Below are 17,865 nucleotides of genomic sequence, written 5' to 3' on the forward strand. Positions count from 1 at the left end.
TCAGTCCCCGATGTCAGCGGGGAAGCGGGTCGCATACAGCTTCTCAACACCCCCGCGCGCACCTTCGGTCAGCAGGACGGTCCAGACCACGGGAGCGAGACGTACCACCTGGGTGCCACCTGGTTCGGCGTACGACAGACTGCACACCATGCCCTGCATCGATGCATGTGCCGGTACTCCACCAGCCTCGCACGTGAATCCTCTTCCCTCCAACGTCGCAACGGCGTCGTGCATGGGCGTGCCGGCAGGTATCCAGGAATCGAGCTGGGCGGTGGCGTCCTTGCGGGTCTGCTGATGTTGGAATGTCTGTGACTGCGACTTTCCCTGGTCATCCATGGCGGAACATCCTGTCGTCGAGAGGAGGGTCAACGTGCCGGCAAGCAGCACGTGAATCAAGCGGGTGGTCATGGCCGTCGCATCCTGGCAGCGGTTGCCGCCGACCTGTCTGTGCAGATGGCGGCGGCGGAGTGTTCGATTATGGAGATTGCAGGGCCGCAGGTCTGTGACGGGGCGCCCCGCCTGCTGCACCGCCGCGAGTAGCCGCGTTCCGGGCTGGATAGACTGTGACTCTTTTTCGTTCCTGCAGGAGTCCTCCCATGGCCACGTATTCCCCGGTTTCCCTGATTGGCGTTCCCACCGATATCGGGGCCGGCCACCGTGGCGCGGGGCTGGGACCGGATGCGCTGCGTATCGCCGGCCTGGCCGAGGCGCTGGAAGGGCGTGGGGTGGACGTGCGCGACCTGGGCAACCTGGATGGTCCGCGCAATCCGTGGACCGCACCGGTGCAGGGCTATCGCCATCTGGATGAAGTGGTGGCCTGGAACCGCGCGCTGATGGACGCCACGTATGCCGAGCTGCAGGCCGGGCGCATGCCGATCATGCTCGGTGGCGATCACTGCCTGGGCATCGGCTCGATCACGGCGGTGGCGCGCTGGTGCCGCGAACAGGGCAAGACCCTGCGCGTGCTGTGGCTGGATGCGCATTCGGATTTCAACACCAGCGAGGTGACGCCGTCGGGCAACGTGCATGGCATGCCGGTGGCGTGCCTGTGCGGGCTGGGCCCGGATGCGTTGACCCGGCTGGGCGGTGACGCGCCGGCGATCCGTCCGCAGCAGGTGCACCAGATCGGCATCCGTTCGGTGGACCAGGAAGAGAAGCGCCTGATCAAGCAGCACCAGGTGGATGTGTATGACATGCGCTACATCGACGAGGCGGGCATGAAGCGCACCATGGAAGCGGCGCTGCAGGGCATCGATGACAACACCCACCTGCACGTGAGTTTCGACGTGGACTTCCTCGACCCCAGCATCGCCCCGGGCGTGGGCACCACGGTGCCAGGCGGGGTGAACTACCGCGAGGCGCAGCTGGTGATGGAAATGATCGCCGACACCGGGCGCATGGGCTCGCTGGACATCGTGGAGCTGAACCCGCTGCTGGACAACCGCAACAGCACTGCGGTGCTGGCGGTGGACCTGGTGGAAAGCCTGTTCGGCAAATCCACCCTGATGCGCGACTGAGGCCCGTCTGGCGCGGCCTGGGGGCCTTTGGCTGAACCGTGGCGGCACGCGTTCACATCGACTGCACGCCGCTGCCGCCAGATTGCACTTCACGCGGCGGCCGTGCCGGAAACGGTAACGACGTCACCGCGATCGGGAAGAAGGACCGCCACGTGCCTGGCACGTTGGCGGGTTCATCTGACAGGTGGGACCGGATTCCGGTGTCGACGTAGATCAAACAGGAGAACCCCTATGAAGCGTGTTATTGCACTGATGCTGTTGTCGATGTTCTCGGTGGCCATGCTGTCCGGCTGCAACACCGTTGCCGGTGCCGGCAAGGATGTGCAGAAGGCGGGCGAGAAGGTCGAAGACGCTGCCAAGGGCAACTGATCCGCGCGATCGGGCGTCAACGGAAAAGGCCGGGATTTCCCGGCCTTTTTCATTTCTGCAACCGCGCAGCAGTGAACCATTCAAGCAGGTGAGCACGCGTTTCATCCGCGCTTGACCGGCGCCGAACGTCCACCGCGTCATCCTGTTCGTGCGGCGAAGATGCCGTTGCAATCAAGGAATTGAACCCATGAACAAAGACATCATTTCCGGCAAGTGGACGCAGCTCAAGGGTAAGGCGCAGGCGAAGTGGGGCGATCTGACCGACGACGATTTCAAGGTGGCCGAAGGCAATGCGGAGTACCTGGCTGGTCGCCTGCAGGAACGCTATGGCTGGGCGCGCGATCGTGCGGAAACCGAAGTGCGCGACTTCGAAAAGGCCATGCGCAAGGACTACCCCGACTACCACTGATCCTCCACGGATCTTCATCGGGTACCGGGGGTATGACACACGAAACGGGCCGCAGCTGCGGCCCGTTTTGTCATGCCCGCACCGCGCTCAGCGCCAGCCCTGCTGCGGCGGGTCGGGCACGTAGCCCGAAGGGAATGCCTGCGGCCGGCCGGGTTGTTGGCGCGGGCCGCTGGGCAGGATGCCGCGCGCGCGCAGATTGCGCTCGCTGTCGTAGCGCAGCTCGAGCTGCTGTGTGGGCGCGCTGCTGGCGCGTTCGAAGGCGGTGTCGCGTACCTGTGAGGTCTCGCGGTCGCCGTGGCCGGTGCCCAGGCGCTGGGTCGGGGCAGGTGCCTGCTTGGCGCTGGAACGGGCCATGTCGGCCACCGACTCGTTGGCGGCCTCGCCGCGCGACGCCGGTTCGGCACGACGGGCGATTGCCGGAGACAGATCACGCCGGTACGGGGTGGCTTCGCGGAACACGGCGATGCCGATCACGCCGATGTTGTCCGGGCGCCCGGTACGGCTGGCGTAGCTGCGCCCCGGCGAGGTGAACACGAACTGCGCCACCTCGTCCTGCGACTTGCGCCAGCCGCTGATGTCGGCACTCTGCCAGGGGTCGAGCACGTAGCCGGTCTGGCCAGGCGCGGCCACTTCGCCGGTGATCGCGTTCAGGCCATCCACCGAGAGCACCACCAGCACCCGCGCGCCGCTGGTGTTGCGCATGCGCACGCTGTAACGGTGGCCCTTCTCGCCGGCGACCCAGCGCTGCTGTTCGTCATCGCGCCAGGTGGGCAGGGCCTGGCCCTGCTCGCGGTCGACGATGCTCAGCTGCACCGGGCCGGACGTGAATGTGGGGGCAGGGCCGGGGCGGAAGCCGCACAAGGCCAGGATGGCGATCAGGGGCAGCAGCAGACGTTTCATGGTGGGGCTCCGCGGACAGGTACGGGGTTGAACGGGCCAGCCCGTGCAACGGGGTTGCGCCGGGGCAGGTAAACTGGAGCGGTTCACCTGTCAGTCAACGATCCCCCACATGACCACCCGCGTTCTTACCGGCATCACCCCCTCCGGCACGCCCCACCTGGGCAACTATGTTGGCGCCATCCGTCCGGCCATTGCGGCCAGCCGGGCGTCGGACATCGAGAGCTTCTTCTTCCTGGCCGACCTGCACAGCCTGATCAAGGCGCAGGAGCCGGAGCGGACCCAGCGCTCGACCCTGGAGATCGCCGCCAGCTGGCTGGCGTGCGGGCTGGACCCGGACACGGTGTGGTTCTACCGGCAGAGCGATATCCCCGAAACCACCGAGCTGATGTGGTTCCTGACGGCGATCGCCAGCAAGGGCATCCTCAACCGCGCGCACGCCTACAAGGCGGCGGTGGACAAGAACCGTGAGGAGCAGCTCGACGAGGATGCCGGGATCAGCGCCGGCCTGTTCATGTACCCGGTGCTGATGGCCGCCGACATCCTGATCTTCAAGGCCAACCGGGTGCCGGTGGGCCGCGACCAGATCCAGCACATCGAGATGGCGCGCGACTTCGCCCAGCGTTTCAACCACGTGTACGGCAAGGACTATTTCCCGTTGCCCGAAGTGGTGATCGACGAACAGGTGGCCACGTTGGCCGGCCTGGACGGGCGCAAGATGAGCAAGAGTTACCACAACACCATTCCGCTGTTCGCCCCGCGCGCGGAGCTGAAGAAGCTGGTGTTCTCCATCCTCACCGACTCGCGTGCACCGGGTGAGGCCAAGGACACCGACGGCTCGCCGCTGTTCCAGATGTACCAGGCTTTCGCCACCGCCGAACAGACCGCTGCGTTTGCCCAGGCCTTTGCAGATGGCATCGGCTGGGGCGAGGCCAAGCAGCAGCTGTTTGAGCGTATCGATGCCGAGCTGACCCCGCTGCGCGAGCGTTACGAGGCGCTGATGGCCGAGCCGGAGAAGATCGAGGCGCTGCTGCGCCGTCGCGGCCAGCAGCTGCGCGAGCAGTTCGCGGTGCCGCTGCTCAAGGAACTGCGCCACGCGGTGGGTCTGCGTGACCTGTCCAGCGCGGGTGCTATCGCCGGTGATGCCTCCACTGAAGCACGCGCGGCACCGCCGCTGTTCAAGCAGTACCGCGAGAAGGACGGCCGCTTCTACTTCAAGCTGCTGGCCGGCGATGGCGGGCTGCTGATCCAGAGCGAGGCGTTCGACTCGCCGCGCGATGCCGGCCAGCTGATCGGTGTGCTCAAGCAGGCCGAACATGGCGACCAGCTGCAGAGCCCGCTGCTGAAGATCGAGGCCGAGGTGGACGTGGTGCTGGCCGCGCTGCAGGAACTGCGCGGGTAATCCGGGTCGCTGGCCGGCAACCAGCCAACCGTGGCGGTACGTGGCGCCGGCCAGCGGCCGGCACTACCGGATCGAGCACGTGGCATGATGCGGTCATCCTGAAGGGGAGACTGCGATGGCCTGGTTGTCGTTGTTGTTGTTCCTGCCGTGGTTCGTGCTGCTCGGCGCGCTGTACTGGCTGTTTCCACGCCAGCCGCGCGATGCGGCACGGCGCGGATTCGACGGTGTCGCGCTGCTGCTGGCCTTCGTGCTCAGCATCGCCGCGATGCTGTGGGGCCACCATATCGGCGTGGTCCAGAGCGATGCCGGGCCGATCTGGCGGCAGGTTCTGGCGGTGCTGTATGCCTACGGTGCGTTCCTGGCGGTGCTGGTCGCCGCGATCCTGCTGCGCAGCACGTGGTTGGCACGACGTGCGACCAAAGCCGCATCGAAGCCGATGCACGGATCGTCCTAAACTGGGACGCAATCCGCCAGGGATGAACCGATGTTCGTCGACCCCAGCATCCACACCATCGATACCGCGTTCATGCAGCGCGATGCTTTCGACGCGGCCTACCTGGTCGTGGAGCACGGCCGTGCGGCCTTCATCGACTGCGGCACCGGGCTGGCCGTGCCGGCCATGCTTGCGGCACTGGCACGCGCCGGCTGCACGCCGGAGGCGGTGGACTGGCTGATCCTCACCCATGTGCACCTGGACCATGCCGGCGGCGCCGGCCTGCTGATGCAGCAGCTGCCCAATGCGCGCCTTGTGGTGCACCCGCGGGGCGCGCCGCATATGGTCGACCCGACCCGGCTGATCGCCGGGGCCACCGAGGTATATGGCGAGGCCGAGATCGCACGCAGCTACGGCCCGATCCTGGCGGTGGCGGCCGAGCGGGTCGTGATTGCCGAGGATGGCCACCGCGTTGATCTGGCCGGGCGTGAACTGCTGTGCGTGGATACCCCCGGGCATGCCCGCCATCACCTGTGCGTGTGGGATGCACGCAGCCGCAGCTGGTTCACCGGCGACACCTTCGGGCTGTCCTACCGCGAGCTGGACAGTGCGCGCGGTGCATTCATCGTGCCGACCTCCTCGCCGGTGCAGTTCGATCCGGAACCGCTCAAGCAGTCCATCGCGCGGATGCTTGCCCAGGAACCGGAGGCGATGTATCTCACCCACTACGGGCGAGTGCAGGATCCGCAGACGCTGGGCGCCGCGCTGATCGAGCAGATCGATGCGATGGTCGGCATCGGCCAGCAGTGCGATGGGCGTCCGGACCGGCACCGCTGCCTGGTGGCGGCGCTGACCGCGCTGTATCTGGAACGCGCGCAGGCGCACGGCTGTCCGCTGGACGATGCGGCAGTGACCCGGGTGCTGGCGATGGACATCGAACTCAATGCGCAGGGCCTGGCCTGCTGGCTGGATCGCGACCGCCGCTAGCGCGCGGTCACACGGGTGTCACGCTACACTGCCGGCTTCCGTTTTTTCTGGTGTCTGCCGTGAATCCGATGCGCATGCTGCTGCTGTCGTCCTGTCTGTTCGTGGGTGGGCTGGCCCACGCCGCCAACGACCTGCCGGGCGGCGGCATCGACCCGGACGCACTGTCGCGGCATGTGCGCATCCTGGCCTCGGATGCCTTCGAAGGCCGCGCGCCGGCCACGCCGGGCGAAGAGCGCACCGTGCAGTACCTGATCGAGGAGTTCCGCAAGTACGGCCTGCAGCCAGGCGGTGAGGCGGGCAGCTGGGTGCAGCCGGTGCCGATGGTGCGCGCGCAGGTCGACGGTGCGATACGTGCGCAGCTGCGCCAGAAGGGCAGCACGCGCGCGCTGGCCAATGGCGAGGATGTGACCCTGCAGAGCCTGCGACCGCAGGCGGTGGTGGATATCCAGAATGCACCGCTGGTGTTCGTCGGCTACGGCATCGATGCGCCGGAGCGGCAGTGGAACGACTACAAGGATGTGGACCTGCGCGGCAAGATCGCGGTGGTGCTGATCAACGATGCCGACTTCGAAGCCGACCAGCCCGGCGCGTTCGACGGCAAGGCGGTGACCTACTACGGCCGCTGGACCTACAAGTTCGAGGAAGCGGCCCGCCGCGGTGCGCAGGGCGTGCTGATCGTGCATGAGACCGCGCCGGCCGCCTACGGCTGGGCCACGGTGAAGAGCTCGGGTACCTCGCCGCTGTTCGATATCGAGCGCAGCCCGGAGCAGGCGCTGGCCCAGCACGTGCCGGTGCGCGGCTGGATGCAGCGCCGCATGGCCGAGCAGCTGTTCCGCGATGCCGGGCTGGATTTCGACACCGAGAAGCGCAAGGCGATGACCGCGGCATTCAAGCCGGTGGCATTGGGTGATGCCACGCTGTCGGTCAATTTCAAGCTCAAGCGTGAGCAGGTGATCACCCGCAACGTGGTGGCCAAGCTGCCCGGCAGCACCCACGCCGATGAGGCGGTGATCTTCTCCGCGCACTGGGATGCCTTCGGGATCGGCCAGCCCGATGCCAAGGGGGACCGCATCCGCCGGGGCGCGATCGACAACGCCACCGGCGTGGCCACGGTGCTTGAGCTGGGCCGGGTGTTCGCCGCTGGCCCGCAGCCGCAGCGCACGCTGTACTTCGTGGCGTTGACCGCCGAGGAGAAGGGCCTGCTCGGCGCCAGTTACTACGCCGCGCACCCGCTGGCGCCGCTGGACAAAACTGCCGCGGTGATCAACATCGAGATGTTCAGCCCGGATGGCCCAACGCGTGATATCGCGTCGTGGGGCAAGGGTCGGGTGTCGCTGGAAGGCGACCTGGAGCGCGTGGCCAAAGCGCGTGGCCGCAGCTACTCGCCGGACCCGAATCTGGAAGCGGGTTTCTTCTACCGCGCCGACCATTTCGCCTTCGCCCGTCTGGGCGTGCCGGCGATCACCATCGGCCCGGGGCTGGACATGCGTGAGGGTGGGCTGGAGAAGGGCCGTGCGCTGCGCGAAGCCTATTTCGCGGCCTGCTACCACCAGGCCTGCGATGCCTGGACCCCGCAGTGGGATGCCAGCGGCCATGCCGCCGACACCCTGTTGGTCTACGACCTGGGCCTGGAGCTGGCCAACAGCCGGCGCTGGCCGCAGTGGGAAGAGGGTTCGGAATTCCGCAAGGTGCGCGAGCAGAGCGAATCCGCGCGCCGTTGAGGGTGCAGCCACCGGTTGCCCGGTGGCTGCACGGCCTAGCTACTGGCGCGTACCGTCCAGCCAGTTCGGGCCCTTGTTCTTCAGGAAGAAGATGTACACCACCAGCGACACCGCGATCACCGCCGTGACGTAGATGGCGAACTGGTTGACATGGCCGGTCTTCAGCGCGCCCTGGTACAGCAGCGGCGCGGTGCCGCCGAACAGCGAGTTGGCCATCGCATAGCCGAAGCCCACGCCCAGAGCGCGTACATGGGTGGGGAACAGTTCGGCCTTCACCACGGCGTTGATCGAGGTGTAGCCGGTGAGGATGACGAAGCCGATGGCCAGCACCACGAAGGCCATCAGCGGATCGTGCTGGTTGGGCAGCTGGGTGATCAGGTACCAGGTGTAGAGCACGCCGCCGACACCGAAGAACACCAGCAGGCTCTTGCGCCCGACGATATCCGACAGCCAGCCGCCGATCGGCTGCAGCACCATCAGGAAGGTCAGTACGCCCAGGTTGATCAGGGTGCCGGTCATCACGTCGTCGCCAGCGAACGCGCTCTGGATCATCTTCGGCCCGTTCACCGAGTAGGTGTAGAAGGCCACGGTGCCGCCGGCGGTGATCAGGAAGCACAACAGCAGCGGCCGCCACTGGTGCACGAACAGTTCGTACATCGAACCGGAGGCCTTGGCGCGGCCTTCCTTGGCGGCTTCGATGGATTCGGACTGCAGCGACTCGTCCATCGAACGGCGCAGCCAGAACACGACGATCGCCGCGATGCCGCCGATGCCGAAGGCGATGCGCCAGCCCCACTCGGAAATCTGCGGCTTGTCCCAGAAGGTGAGCATGCCCAGCAGGGTCAGCTGCGCCAGCACATGGCCACCGACCAGGGTGACGTAGTGGAACGAGGACAGGAAACCACGGCGGCCGGGAATCGCGGCCTCGGACATGTAGGTGGCGCTGGTGCCGTACTCTCCGCCGGTGGCGAAGCCCTGCAGCAGCCGCGCGAACAGCAGGATGATCGCCGCCCAGATGCCGATCTGCGAGGCGTTGGGGGTGATGGCGATCAGGAACGAACAGCCGGCCATCACCGTCACCGACACCGTCAGTGCCAGGCGACGCCCGTAGCGGTCGGCGAAGCGGCCGAAGTACCACGCCCCGATCGGGCGCATCAGGAAGGTGGCGGCGAAGATCGCCCAGACGTACATGGTGGAGTTCTTGTCGGCGGCCGAAAAGAACTGCGACTCGAAATACACTGCGAACACCGAGTAGACGTAGACGTCATACCACTCGACCAGGTTGCCGGCCGAGCCTTTGAGGGTGTTGGAGATCGAGCGCCGCAGCGCGGCCTTCTCGGAAAGTTTGACGGCGGAGGGGGGCGAAGTGCTCATGCAGGAAGGGTGTCCTCACGGGAAACGGTGCAGGTGGGCAGGGCACCGCGGACACGGCCCCCTGGCACTGGCTGCCTTCCTGGCAGCACAGCGCATGGGCCTGAGGGTAACCATTTCATGCGACAGGATGCGTGAGCGGATACAGCTTGCCGTTTTCCGCCATGCTCCCGGCGCCGCGGTGGCCTAGAATCGCGGTTCCCCCGGATGGTGGTGTGCGATGTCTTCACCTGAACCCTCAGCGGCTGCTCCCCGGAGCGGCCTGGTCGTACTGGCCTTGTTGCTGGTGTACGTGGTCTGGGGGTCCACCTACCTGGGAATCCGGCTGGCGCTGGAGGGCGGCGCGCTGCCGCTGACCATGGTGTCCGGGGCGCGCTTCATCATCGCCGGCAGCGTGATGTATGCGGTGCTGCGTTGGCGCGGGATGGCCGCACCCACCCCGCGCCAGTGGCGCAACCTGGCCCTGATGGGCCTGACCATGCTGGTGCTGGGCAACGGCATGGTGGTGCTGGCCGAACAGACGGTGTCCTCGGGCCTGGCGGCCACGGCGGTGGCCTCGGTGCCGTTGTGGATGGCGCTGTTCGGTGCGCTGCGTGGCCAGCATGCCAGCCGCGGGGAATGGCTGGGCATCGCGATCGGCTTCCTGGGTGTGGTCTGGCTCAATGCCGGCAGCAGCCTGACCGCCTCGCCGCAGGGGCTGATCCTGTTGCTGATCGCGCCGATCGGCTGGGCGTTCGGCTCGGTCTGGGCGCGTGGCCTGGACCTGCCCAACCCCTTCATGACCGCCGCCGGGCAGATGCTGTGCGGTGGCGTGATGCTGGTGGCACTCGGACTTGCCACGGGCGAGCGCCCCACCCAGTGGCCCAGCATGAATGGCCTGCTGGCGGTGGCCTACCTGTGCATGTTCGGCTCGATCGTGGCGTTCACCGCCTACGTGTGGCTGCTGCACAACGTGCGCCCGGCGCTGGCGGCCAGCTACGCCTACGTGAACCCGGTGATCGCGGTGATCCTCGGCGCGGTGATCGGCCATGAGCGCTTCGGCACGCACGACCTGCTGGCGATGGCGGTGATCCTGGCCGGGGTGGTGGTGCTGACCCTGGCCCGGACGCGGGCGAAATGAGCACGCTGCCCGAACACAGCGCGCAGGAGCAGCGCCGCGGCCTGGCGATCACCGCCTTCACCTTCACCCTGTGGGGGCTGGTGCCGGTGTACTGGCACCTGCTCAAGGCGGTGCCGTCGCAGCAGATCATCGCCCACCGCATCATCTGGAGCACGGTGCTGGTGGTGGCCTTCCTGCTGCTCAGCGTGGGCACCGGCTGGTGGAAGCCCATCGCCGCGCAGAAGCGCGCGCTGCCGACGCTGGCGCTGAGCAGCCTGGCGATCGCCTTCAACTGGGGGCTGTACATCTGGGCGATCAACGCCGGGCACGTGATCGAGACCAGCCTGGGTTACTTCATCAATCCGCTGGTCAGCGTGCTGCTGGGCGTGGTGGTGCTCAAGGAGCGCCTGCGTGGCCTGCAGTGGCTGGCGGTGGGCTGTGCCGCGCTGGGCGTGGCCTGGCTGACCGTCGACGCGGGCAGGCCGCCGTGGATCGCGCTGGGGCTGGCCTGCTCGTTCGGCTTGTACGGGCTGCTGCGCAAGCTGATTTCGGTGGACCCGGTGGCCGGGCTGGGCGTGGAGAGCCTGTACCTGTTTCTGCCGGCGATCGGCTTTGCGCTGTGGAGCGAGAACGGCCACGGCGGGGGGTTCTTCGGTGGCTGGGGCTGGAAGAACGACGTGCTGCTGATCCTCGGCGGTGCGGTCACCGCGTTGCCGCTGATCGGCTTCGCCTACGGGGTCAAGCGCATCCCGCTGTCGCTGGTGGGCATCCTGCAGTACATCGCGCCGAGCCTGGGCCTGCTGCTGGGCGTGTTCTTCTTCCGCGAAGCGTTCGACACGGCCAAGGCCATCGGTTTCGCCGCGATCTGGACCGGGCTGCTGTTGTTCATCGGCGACAGTGTGTGGCGGTCGCGTCGGGCGGTGTAGACGAGAGCACTGCCGTCTTCCTGCACCGCGAAGCCTTACCCGGGAAAAGTCCGCAGTGGACGTCTCCTGCAGCCAACAGAAAAACCACAAAAAAAGGCGGCGCCCGAGGGCGCCGCCTTACTTCCATTCAACGGCTTGGAGAGAGTAAGCCGTGGATCAGAAACGCTGCTGGTACTTCATGTACATGTAACGGCCGATATCGAAGCCACCGTAGTAGGTGAAGCTGCTGTTGGGCTGGCTGTACATGATCGGACCCTGGTGGTCGAACACGTTGTTCAGGCCCATCGAGACGGTGCCGTTCCAAGGCAGGATGTAACGCATCTGGATGTCGTGGAAGGTGTTCGAACCGACCTTGTTGACGCCCTGCTTGCCGGTGTACGGCGAGATGAAGCCCGGGTTGCTGCACTCGGTGGCGATCGCGCAGTTTTCCTGCATGCCCGAGTAGTAACGCGCAGTCCAGCCGATGCCCAGGTTGCCGTACTGCCAATCCAGGTTCAGGTTCGAACGCACGCGGAAGTTGCCTTCCCAGCCGGTGTACTGGCGTACCGGGGTGGTGTCGGCGTTGTCGTTCTTGCGCTCCAGGTAATCCACGTAGGTGGTGTTCCAGGAGATCGCGAACTTGCCGATCGCCATTTCCGGCAGACGGTAGCGCACCGCGATGTCGTAGCCAGCAGTTTCCTGGTAACCGGCATTGAGCAGGGTACGGTCCAGGTTGTTGACCTGGCCGATGGTCTTGCCCGACTTGGAACGGGTGAAGCGGCTGCAGGCCGTGTCCACGCCCAGCAGGTAGCACTGGTTGAGCATGTCCGTTGCCGACTCACCGACGATCACGTCGTTGATGCGGATTTTCCACCAGTCCAGGCTCAGATCCAGGCCGGAGACGAACTCGGGGCTGTAGACCACGCCCACGGTCCAGGTCTTGGCGGTTTCCGGCCTCAGCTCGGCGTTGGAGCCGGAGGTGAAGTCGGTGCCACCCTGCTGGCCCGGGACGGTGGCAGCGGTGCCATCGGCGCCGAGCTGGCGGAAGTTGGCCGGCACGCCGCCGGCCAGGCAGCGTGCCAGCACCTGCGGGTTGTTGGCCGCGGCGCCGAAGCTGGTGTCGCACGGATCGGTGTAGGAATCACGCGTGGTGACGGTGCCGCCGTACAGGTTTTCCACGGTCGGAGCGCGGAAGCCGGTGCCGTAGGTAGCGCGCACCAGCAGGCTGTCGATCGGCTTCCACTTCAGGCCGAACTTGGTGTTGGTGGTCGAACCGAAGTTGTTGTAGTCCGAGTAACGTGCCGCCATGTCCACCGACAGCTCGCGGGCGTAGGCCATGTCGGCCAGCAGCGGAATCTGCAGTTCCAGGTAGGCTTCGTTGAGCGAGTAGTCGCCACGGGTCGGCTGGCCGGAGGTGCCGGCGATCTGGCCCTTCTGCACCATCATGTCCGGGCTGTAGCTGGCTTCTTCGCTGCGGTGCTCAAAGCCCATCGCGCCCATGATGTCACCGGCCGACAGGCTGAACAGCGAGCCGGAGATGTTCGCGCTGGCCACCTTGGTGGTGCTCTGCATCTTGTCGGTGAAGCGGGTGAACAGGAAGTCCTGCACGTCCTGGTTGCTCAGCGAGCCCGGGCCGGTGTTGCCCATCGGCGCCAGCGGGTTCCACGGGGTGCAACCGGCGATCACGTTGCCGACGGTGCCGCAATGGGCCACGTTGTTGCCATCCAGGAACGAAGGACCGACCGCCTGGTTGACGTTCGGCTGGTACATGCTGCCGGTACCGATGCGCTCGCCTTCATTGCGGTTGTACATGTAGCTGACGTTCCAGTCCCAGTAACGCGAACCGGTTTCGAAGCTGCCTTCCACGCCAACGCTGGCGCGCTTGGTGGTCAGGTTGTTCTCGGTGCCGCGCGGCAGCTCTTCGGTACGGTGCGCGAAGGCCACGTCCTTGCCGAACGGGTTGAAGGCGCTGTCCTTGGACAGCAGCGCACGCGAACCGGTGCTCTGGTACGGGTAACCGGCCAGCTGCTTGGTCGACTCGCGCTCGGTGTACAGCGCATCGGCGACCAGGCGCAGGTTGTCATTGATCGAGAAGCCGCCGTTGGCGAACACCGACTTGCGCTGCAGACCCGTGAGCAGGCTCATGTTGGTCTTGGTGTTGGCATCGTTGGCCGGGTTGGTCGGCTTGAAGTTGGCCAGCTGGGTCGAATCACCGCCCGGGCCGACGCTCACGTTCTTGCCATCGACGGTGGCGTAGCCCCACGGGGTGATGCCGCTCAGGCCCAGGCCCGGGTGGCGCGGGCCGTTCGGGTAGGCGGTGAACTCACGCGCGCTGCCCAGGATTGCATCTTCGTCGGAGTATTCGCCGCCAACGGTGACCCAGCCGCGGTCGAAGGTCTTGCCGAAGGTCGCGCTGTAGGCGGTCTTCTGGCCGTCGCCTTCGCTGAACTGGCCGACGTAGGCGTTGACTTCAGCGCCGTCGAAGTTCTTGCGGGTGATGATGTTGACCACGCCGGCGATGGCGTCCGAGCCGTACAGCGCCGAGGCGCCATCGGTCAGCACTTCCACGCGGTCCACGATCGAGGACGGGATCGAGGCCAGGTCGGAGTAACCGGCGGCGCTGACGCCCATGCGGCGGCCGTCGATCAGCACCAGGCTGCGTTCCGGGCCCAGGTTGCGCAGGCTGACGTACATGCCGCCGAAGTCGCGGCCGGATTCCAGCGAGTTGGCGCGGCTCATGCTCGGCGAACCGGCGGCGGTCACGTCCTGCAGGATGTCGGCGACGTTGACGTAGCCCTTCTTTTCAATCTCGGCGCGGTTCAGCGCGACGACCGGCTGGGCGCTTTCGACGCTGGCCTGGCGGATGCGCGAACCGGTGATTTCAATGCGGTCCAGATTGGTGGTGCCGTCATTGGCGGTCTGGGCGAAGGCAGGGGCACTGCAGCTGGCGACAAGCGCGATGGCAATCGCGTTGCGCAGCGGGTGGGTCTTCAAATACATCCGTGCGATATCTCTTTTCAGGAAAAACAAGCGCCCTTGCGGGCGGCGTGGGGACAGCTATCACGACGCGGGGGCCGGGATTCTAATGACTTTTCGAAATTTTTACTTTCATCTGAAAGCATAAAAACCGCTGAAAATGAACACTCGCTGACAAAATCGCCACACAGCGAACTATCTTTTTCCGGATGCACGCGCGGCGCACATCGCGCACACATAACGGCGTCGTGCATGCAGACTTGAGGGCGCGCGAATGCGCGTGGCCGTGCACGGTTCAGCCCCGCGCGACGCAGCTAAATGCGCAGTGAATGCAACACGCAAAAAAAGAACCGCACCCTTGCGGATGCGGTTCGTGAATTGCTAATTGCGTGCGCGCCTGTGTGCGCGCGTTCATTCCCTGCGTGCTGCGCTCAGGTCTCGCGCAGCGCGGTGGTGATCGGCAGCCGTGCCGCACGCAGGGCCGGGAACAGGCCACCGACCAGGCCGATACCGAGCGCCCACTTCAGGCCGGTCCACAACAGGGTCGGGGAGACCTGGAACTGGAATACCACCTGGCTGAAGTTGTTGCCCAGCGTGGACACGGTGTAGTTGTTGAACACCAGCCACGCGACCAGGCCGCCGAGTACGCCGCCGAGCAGGGCCAGCAGCATCGTCTCCAGCATCACGGCGGTGACCACCGGCAGGCCGCGGAAGCCGATCGCGCGCATGGTGGCGATCTCCCGCGCGCGCGTGGCCACGGCGGCGTACATGGTGTTGAGCGCGCCGAACACCGCGCCGATCGCCATGATGCCGCCGATCACCGTGCCCAGCACGCTGATCAGCTTGCTGAGCCCGCCGGACTGCTTGCTGTAGTAGGCGCGGGTGGTTTCCACGTCCAGCTTCAGGCGCGGATCGGCTTCCATCGCCGCCTTGAACTGCTTGAATCCCGCCGGGCCGTCGGTGCGTACGTTGACCGACTGGTAGGCGCTGCGGTTGTAGGTGGTGGACAGGGTCTGGGTGTCGGCCCACAGCTCGGATTCGTGCACGTCATTGGAGGCGAACACGCCCACCACGGTCCAGTCCTGTTTGCCCAGCTGCAGGGTCTTGCCCACCTCCAGGCCTTCGAACTGGGCCTGCGCGCCCTTGCCCACCACGATTTCACGCAGCCCCGGCTTGAACTTGCGGCCTTCGATGATGCGCAGCGTGTCACGCACCTCCCAGGCCTTGTCGCCGACGCCGCGGAACTGCACGTTGGTATCGCTGTGGTCGCTGCGCGAGAGCAGGCTGATCACCTGCGACAGTTCGGCCGAGACCAGCGGCTTGCCGTCCTTGCCACGGGCCACGCCGGGCAGGTTCTGGATCAGCGGCAACTGGTCGCGCATGATCACCGAGTTGGTTTCCGCCTGCGAGCCACCGCGCAGCACGATGGCCACATCGTCGCTGCCGCTGCGGTTGAGCGTGGCCTTGAAGCCATCGCCCATCGCCAGCATCGCCACCAGCACGCCAACCACGCCGGCAATGCCCACCACGATCACCGACGAGGCACCCCAGCGCTGCGGCAGGCTGGCGATGCCGATCCTGGCCGCTTCCAGCGACAACCGGCCGCTTCGGGTGAACAGCAGCCAGCCCGCCAGCGCGATGACGATGGCCAGCACAGCCGGCCACGGCAGCACGATCCACACCGCCAGTGCGACCAGCAACGCCAGCACCGTCAATGCATTCCACAACCATTGAATTTTCATGATGGGCTCCTCAGCGTCCGGCCAATGCATCGACGATCTTCAACCGCTGCGCGCGCAATGCGGGCAGCAGCCCCACCACGACTCCGATCACCGCCATCAACCCCAGCGCCATGCCCCAGGTCTGCGCGGGCACGCCGGGCAGGCTGATCATGCCCTGGCTGTTGGCGCTGATCACCGGCATCAGGATCGCGGCCAGGCCCATGCCGATCAGCCCGCCCAGCACGATCAGCAGCACCGACTCGACCATCACCAGCACCAGCACGGTGCCGTCCTTGAAGCCCAGCGTCTTGAGGATGGCCAGTTCCGGGATGCGCTCGCGCACGGCCTGGGCCATGGTGTTGCCGGTCAGCAGCACCAGGGTGAAGAACACCGCGGCCATGATCCCGGTGACGATCAGCCCGATATCGGCGAACTGCTTGGCGAAGGCCTGCGAGAACGCCGCCTCGGTCTGCGACTTGGTTTCACGGTCGGAGTTCAGCGACAGCGCATCGATGGCCTGGGCGACCCGCGAGGCGTGGGCCGGATCGTCCAGCTGCACGGTGTAGAAGCTCACCTGGTTCTTGATGTAGTCGTTGGATTCGTCGAAATAACTCCAGTGCAGCAGCAACTGGTTTTCGGCGGCCGCATTGCTGCGGTCCTTTGCCCGGTAGATGCCGACCAGTTCCAGCGGCCAGTCGTTGCTGCCCTTGCGCGGGAAGATGGTGGCCTGCATCGGGATGGTATCGCCGAGCTTCCAGCCGAAACGCTTGGCCAGGGTTTCGCCGACGATGGCACCGGTACGGGTGTTCTTGAACGCCTCGGCCTGGGCCGGCGGCAGCTCGAACTCCGGGTACAGGTCCATGTAGTTGTCGGACACCGAGAAACTGGGGAAGAAGTTCTTCGGGTCCTGGTAGATACCGCCGAACCACATCGCGTAGTTCACCTTGCGCACGCCGGGCGTGGCTTCGATATCGCGCAGCAGGCGCAGCGGCAGGCTCTGGGTGATCGACAGCTTGGACGACACCACCAGCCGCTTGGCGCCTTCGATGGTGTCACCGCCGGAATTGAAGGCCACGCGCACCGAGTCGAGCATGCCGAACAGCAGGAAGGCAGCCACCACCGAGAGCAGGGTCAGCAGGGTCCGCGTCTTGCTGCGGAACAGCTGCGCCCAGATCAGCGAGAAATACTTCATCGCGGCATCCTCCGTCAGTGGGCCGCTGGCGCGGTGGCCAGTTCGCCCTTGTCCAGGTGCACCGTATGGGTGGCGTACTCGGCGGCCTTGGGATCGTGGGTGACCATGATGATGGTCTTGCCGTGTTCGCGGTTGAGCTGCTGCAGCAGGCCCAGGATCTCCTCGGCGGACTGGCGGTCGAGATCGCCCGTGGGCTCATCGCAGATCAGGAAGGTAGGATCGGAGACGATCGCGCGGGCAATCGCCACGCGCTGCTGCTGGCCGCCGGACAACTCGTTGGGGCGGTGGCTGCGGCGGTCGGCCAGGCCGACCAGGGTCAGCGCGATCTCGGCATTGCGCTTGCGCTGCGCGGCGCCCAGGTGGGTCAGCAGCAAGGGCAGCTCCACGTTCTTCTGCGCGGTCAGCATTGGCATCAGGTTGTAGAACTGGAACACGAAGCCGACGTGGTGGCTGCGCCAGGTGGACAGCTGGCCGCCGCTCATGCGGTCGATGCGCTCGCCTTCGATCTCGATCTCGCCACCGCTGGGCGTATCGAGCCCGCCGATCAGATTCAGCAGGGTGGTCTTGCCCGAGCCGGAGGGACCCATCAGGGCGACGAAATCGCCGCGCTGGATGTCCAGGTCGATGCCGTGCAGCACCTGTACTTTCTCAGGGCCGCGCTGGTAGGTCTTGGTGATGTTGCGGAGCGAAACCAGGGTGGACATGGGTGGTTCTCCGGGATCGAAAACAGGAAGGCATGCGGCGACCGGTGCCGGCATGCAGCGATGGGAACGTCGTGCCTGCTGGGGTTGCGCGGTGGCGGACAGCGGCCGACCGACGCGCCTGACGGGCACGGGTAGCGCACATACGGTGCCGTGCGGCGGTGG

General features: G+C 66.2%; 16 protein-coding genes. 9 read left to right on the forward strand and 7 right to left on the reverse strand.

Features of this window, described 5'->3' with window-relative positions; genetic code table 11:
- Positions 1-408 carry a hypothetical protein gene (locus AC3IPM_RS01360; RefSeq protein ID WP_489302137.1) on the reverse strand — a complete coding sequence of 136 codons (408 nt, stop codon included), beginning with the start codon at positions 406-408 and terminating at the stop codon, positions 1-3.
- Positions 409-596: 188 nt separating this feature from the next.
- On the opposite strand from AC3IPM_RS01360, the gene rocF reads away from it, so the two are divergent.
- From rocF to AC3IPM_RS01375, 3 genes are all read left to right on the forward strand, one after another.
- Positions 597-1,517, forward strand: a complete 921-nt coding sequence (gene rocF, locus AC3IPM_RS01365) for an arginase (RefSeq protein ID WP_489302138.1) — start codon at positions 597-599, stop codon at positions 1,515-1,517.
- A 231-nt stretch (positions 1,518-1,748) separates the two neighbouring features.
- Positions 1,749-1,886: an entericidin A/B family lipoprotein gene (locus AC3IPM_RS01370; protein ID WP_282294989.1), complete on the forward strand. Its 138-nt coding sequence runs from the start codon at positions 1,749-1,751 to the stop codon at positions 1,884-1,886.
- 187 nt (positions 1,887-2,073) lie between these two features.
- The gene (locus AC3IPM_RS01375; RefSeq protein ID WP_489302139.1) at positions 2,074-2,295 is read left to right on the forward strand and encodes a CsbD family protein; all 222 of its coding nucleotides are present in this window, start codon (positions 2,074-2,076) and stop codon (positions 2,293-2,295) included.
- A gap of 87 nt (positions 2,296-2,382) precedes the next feature.
- Here the strand turns inward: AC3IPM_RS01375 and AC3IPM_RS01380 are convergent, their stop codons facing one another.
- Positions 2,383-3,195, reverse strand: a complete 813-nt coding sequence (locus AC3IPM_RS01380; protein WP_489302140.1) for a hypothetical protein — start codon at positions 3,193-3,195, stop codon at positions 2,383-2,385.
- 109 nt (positions 3,196-3,304) lie between these two features.
- On the opposite strand from AC3IPM_RS01380, the gene AC3IPM_RS01385 reads away from it, so the two are divergent.
- The 4 genes from AC3IPM_RS01385 (at position 3,305) to AC3IPM_RS01400 (ending at position 7,735) form a co-directional block, all read left to right on the forward strand.
- Entirely contained in the window at positions 3,305-4,594 is a 1,290-nt protein-coding gene (locus AC3IPM_RS01385; RefSeq protein WP_489302141.1) for a tryptophan--tRNA ligase, read from the forward strand.
- 115 nt (positions 4,595-4,709) lie between these two features.
- The gene (locus AC3IPM_RS01390; protein WP_489302142.1) at positions 4,710-5,048 is read left to right on the forward strand and encodes a hypothetical protein; all 339 of its coding nucleotides are present in this window, start codon (positions 4,710-4,712) and stop codon (positions 5,046-5,048) included.
- Between the two features lie 30 nt (positions 5,049-5,078).
- Positions 5,079-6,014 carry an MBL fold metallo-hydrolase gene (locus tag AC3IPM_RS01395; RefSeq protein ID WP_489302143.1) on the forward strand — a complete coding sequence of 312 codons (936 nt, stop codon included), beginning with the start codon at positions 5,079-5,081 and terminating at the stop codon, positions 6,012-6,014.
- Positions 6,015-6,082: 68 nt separating this feature from the next.
- Positions 6,083-7,735, forward strand: coding sequence for a M28 family metallopeptidase (locus AC3IPM_RS01400; RefSeq protein ID WP_489303992.1), 1,653 nt, complete (start codon positions 6,083-6,085; stop codon positions 7,733-7,735).
- A gap of 39 nt (positions 7,736-7,774) precedes the next feature.
- On the opposite strand, the gene AC3IPM_RS01405 is transcribed toward AC3IPM_RS01400, so the two are convergent.
- The gene (locus AC3IPM_RS01405) at positions 7,775-9,109 is read right to left on the reverse strand and encodes an MFS transporter (RefSeq protein ID WP_489302144.1); all 1,335 of its coding nucleotides are present in this window, start codon (positions 9,107-9,109) and stop codon (positions 7,775-7,777) included.
- 217 nt (positions 9,110-9,326) lie between these two features.
- Between AC3IPM_RS01405 and yedA the strand changes: the two genes are divergently transcribed.
- The gene (gene yedA, locus AC3IPM_RS01410) at positions 9,327-10,226 is read left to right on the forward strand and encodes a drug/metabolite exporter YedA (RefSeq protein WP_489302145.1); all 900 of its coding nucleotides are present in this window, start codon (positions 9,327-9,329) and stop codon (positions 10,224-10,226) included.
- Positions 10,223-11,131 (forward strand): EamA family transporter RarD, encoded by a 909-nt coding sequence (rarD, locus tag AC3IPM_RS01415; protein WP_489302146.1) that lies wholly within the window; start codon positions 10,223-10,225, stop codon positions 11,129-11,131. The genes yedA and rarD overlap by 4 nt, the downstream gene beginning before the upstream one ends.
- Before the next feature lie 156 nt (positions 11,132-11,287).
- Here rarD and AC3IPM_RS01420 read toward each other — a convergent pair whose 3' ends face one another.
- From AC3IPM_RS01420 to AC3IPM_RS01435, 4 genes are all read right to left on the reverse strand, one after another.
- Positions 11,288-14,110 carry a TonB-dependent receptor plug domain-containing protein gene (locus AC3IPM_RS01420; protein WP_489302147.1) on the reverse strand — a complete coding sequence of 941 codons (2,823 nt, stop codon included), beginning with the start codon at positions 14,108-14,110 and terminating at the stop codon, positions 11,288-11,290.
- A 407-nt stretch (positions 14,111-14,517) separates the two neighbouring features.
- Positions 14,518-15,828, reverse strand: a complete 1,311-nt coding sequence (locus AC3IPM_RS01425) for an ABC transporter permease (protein WP_489302148.1) — start codon at positions 15,826-15,828, stop codon at positions 14,518-14,520.
- Between the two features lie 10 nt (positions 15,829-15,838).
- Positions 15,839-16,999 carry an ABC transporter permease gene (locus tag AC3IPM_RS01430; protein ID WP_489302149.1) on the reverse strand — a complete coding sequence of 387 codons (1,161 nt, stop codon included), beginning with the start codon at positions 16,997-16,999 and terminating at the stop codon, positions 15,839-15,841.
- A gap of 14 nt (positions 17,000-17,013) precedes the next feature.
- Positions 17,014-17,703 (reverse strand): ABC transporter ATP-binding protein, encoded by a 690-nt coding sequence (locus tag AC3IPM_RS01435; RefSeq protein ID WP_256777044.1) that lies wholly within the window; start codon positions 17,701-17,703, stop codon positions 17,014-17,016.
- Positions 17,704-17,865 lie beyond the last annotated feature (162 nt).

The organism is Stenotrophomonas sp. GL_111, assembly GCF_057835245.1.

What these genes read in the sequence shown, in the direction of transcription:
- AC3IPM_RS01360 (WP_489302137.1), bottom strand. Translation starts at nt 408, where the DNA reads ATGACCACCCGCTTGATTCACGTGCTGCTTGCCGGCACGTTGACCCTC.
- rocF (WP_489302138.1), top strand. Translation starts at nt 597, where the DNA reads ATGGCCACGTATTCCCCGGTTTCCCTGATTGGCGTTCCCACCGATATC.
- AC3IPM_RS01370 (WP_282294989.1), top strand. Translation starts at nt 1,749, where the DNA reads ATGAAGCGTGTTATTGCACTGATGCTGTTGTCGATGTTCTCGGTGGCC.
- AC3IPM_RS01375 (WP_489302139.1), top strand. Translation starts at nt 2,074, where the DNA reads ATGAACAAAGACATCATTTCCGGCAAGTGGACGCAGCTCAAGGGTAAG.
- AC3IPM_RS01380 (WP_489302140.1), bottom strand. Translation starts at nt 3,195, where the DNA reads ATGAAACGTCTGCTGCTGCCCCTGATCGCCATCCTGGCCTTGTGCGGC.
- AC3IPM_RS01385 (WP_489302141.1), top strand. Translation starts at nt 3,305, where the DNA reads ATGACCACCCGCGTTCTTACCGGCATCACCCCCTCCGGCACGCCCCAC.
- AC3IPM_RS01390 (WP_489302142.1), top strand. Translation starts at nt 4,710, where the DNA reads ATGGCCTGGTTGTCGTTGTTGTTGTTCCTGCCGTGGTTCGTGCTGCTC.
- AC3IPM_RS01395 (WP_489302143.1), top strand. Translation starts at nt 5,079, where the DNA reads ATGTTCGTCGACCCCAGCATCCACACCATCGATACCGCGTTCATGCAG.
- AC3IPM_RS01400 (WP_489303992.1), top strand. Translation starts at nt 6,083, where the DNA reads ATGCGCATGCTGCTGCTGTCGTCCTGTCTGTTCGTGGGTGGGCTGGCC.
- AC3IPM_RS01405 (WP_489302144.1), bottom strand. Translation starts at nt 9,109, where the DNA reads ATGAGCACTTCGCCCCCCTCCGCCGTCAAACTTTCCGAGAAGGCCGCG.
- yedA (WP_489302145.1), top strand. Translation starts at nt 9,327, where the DNA reads ATGTCTTCACCTGAACCCTCAGCGGCTGCTCCCCGGAGCGGCCTGGTC.
- rarD (WP_489302146.1), top strand. Translation starts at nt 10,223, where the DNA reads ATGAGCACGCTGCCCGAACACAGCGCGCAGGAGCAGCGCCGCGGCCTG.
- AC3IPM_RS01420 (WP_489302147.1), bottom strand. Translation starts at nt 14,110, where the DNA reads ATGTATTTGAAGACCCACCCGCTGCGCAACGCGATTGCCATCGCGCTT.
- AC3IPM_RS01425 (WP_489302148.1), bottom strand. Translation starts at nt 15,828, where the DNA reads ATGAAAATTCAATGGTTGTGGAATGCATTGACGGTGCTGGCGTTGCTG.
- AC3IPM_RS01430 (WP_489302149.1), bottom strand. Translation starts at nt 16,999, where the DNA reads ATGAAGTATTTCTCGCTGATCTGGGCGCAGCTGTTCCGCAGCAAGACG.
- AC3IPM_RS01435 (WP_256777044.1), bottom strand. Translation starts at nt 17,703, where the DNA reads ATGTCCACCCTGGTTTCGCTCCGCAACATCACCAAGACCTACCAGCGC.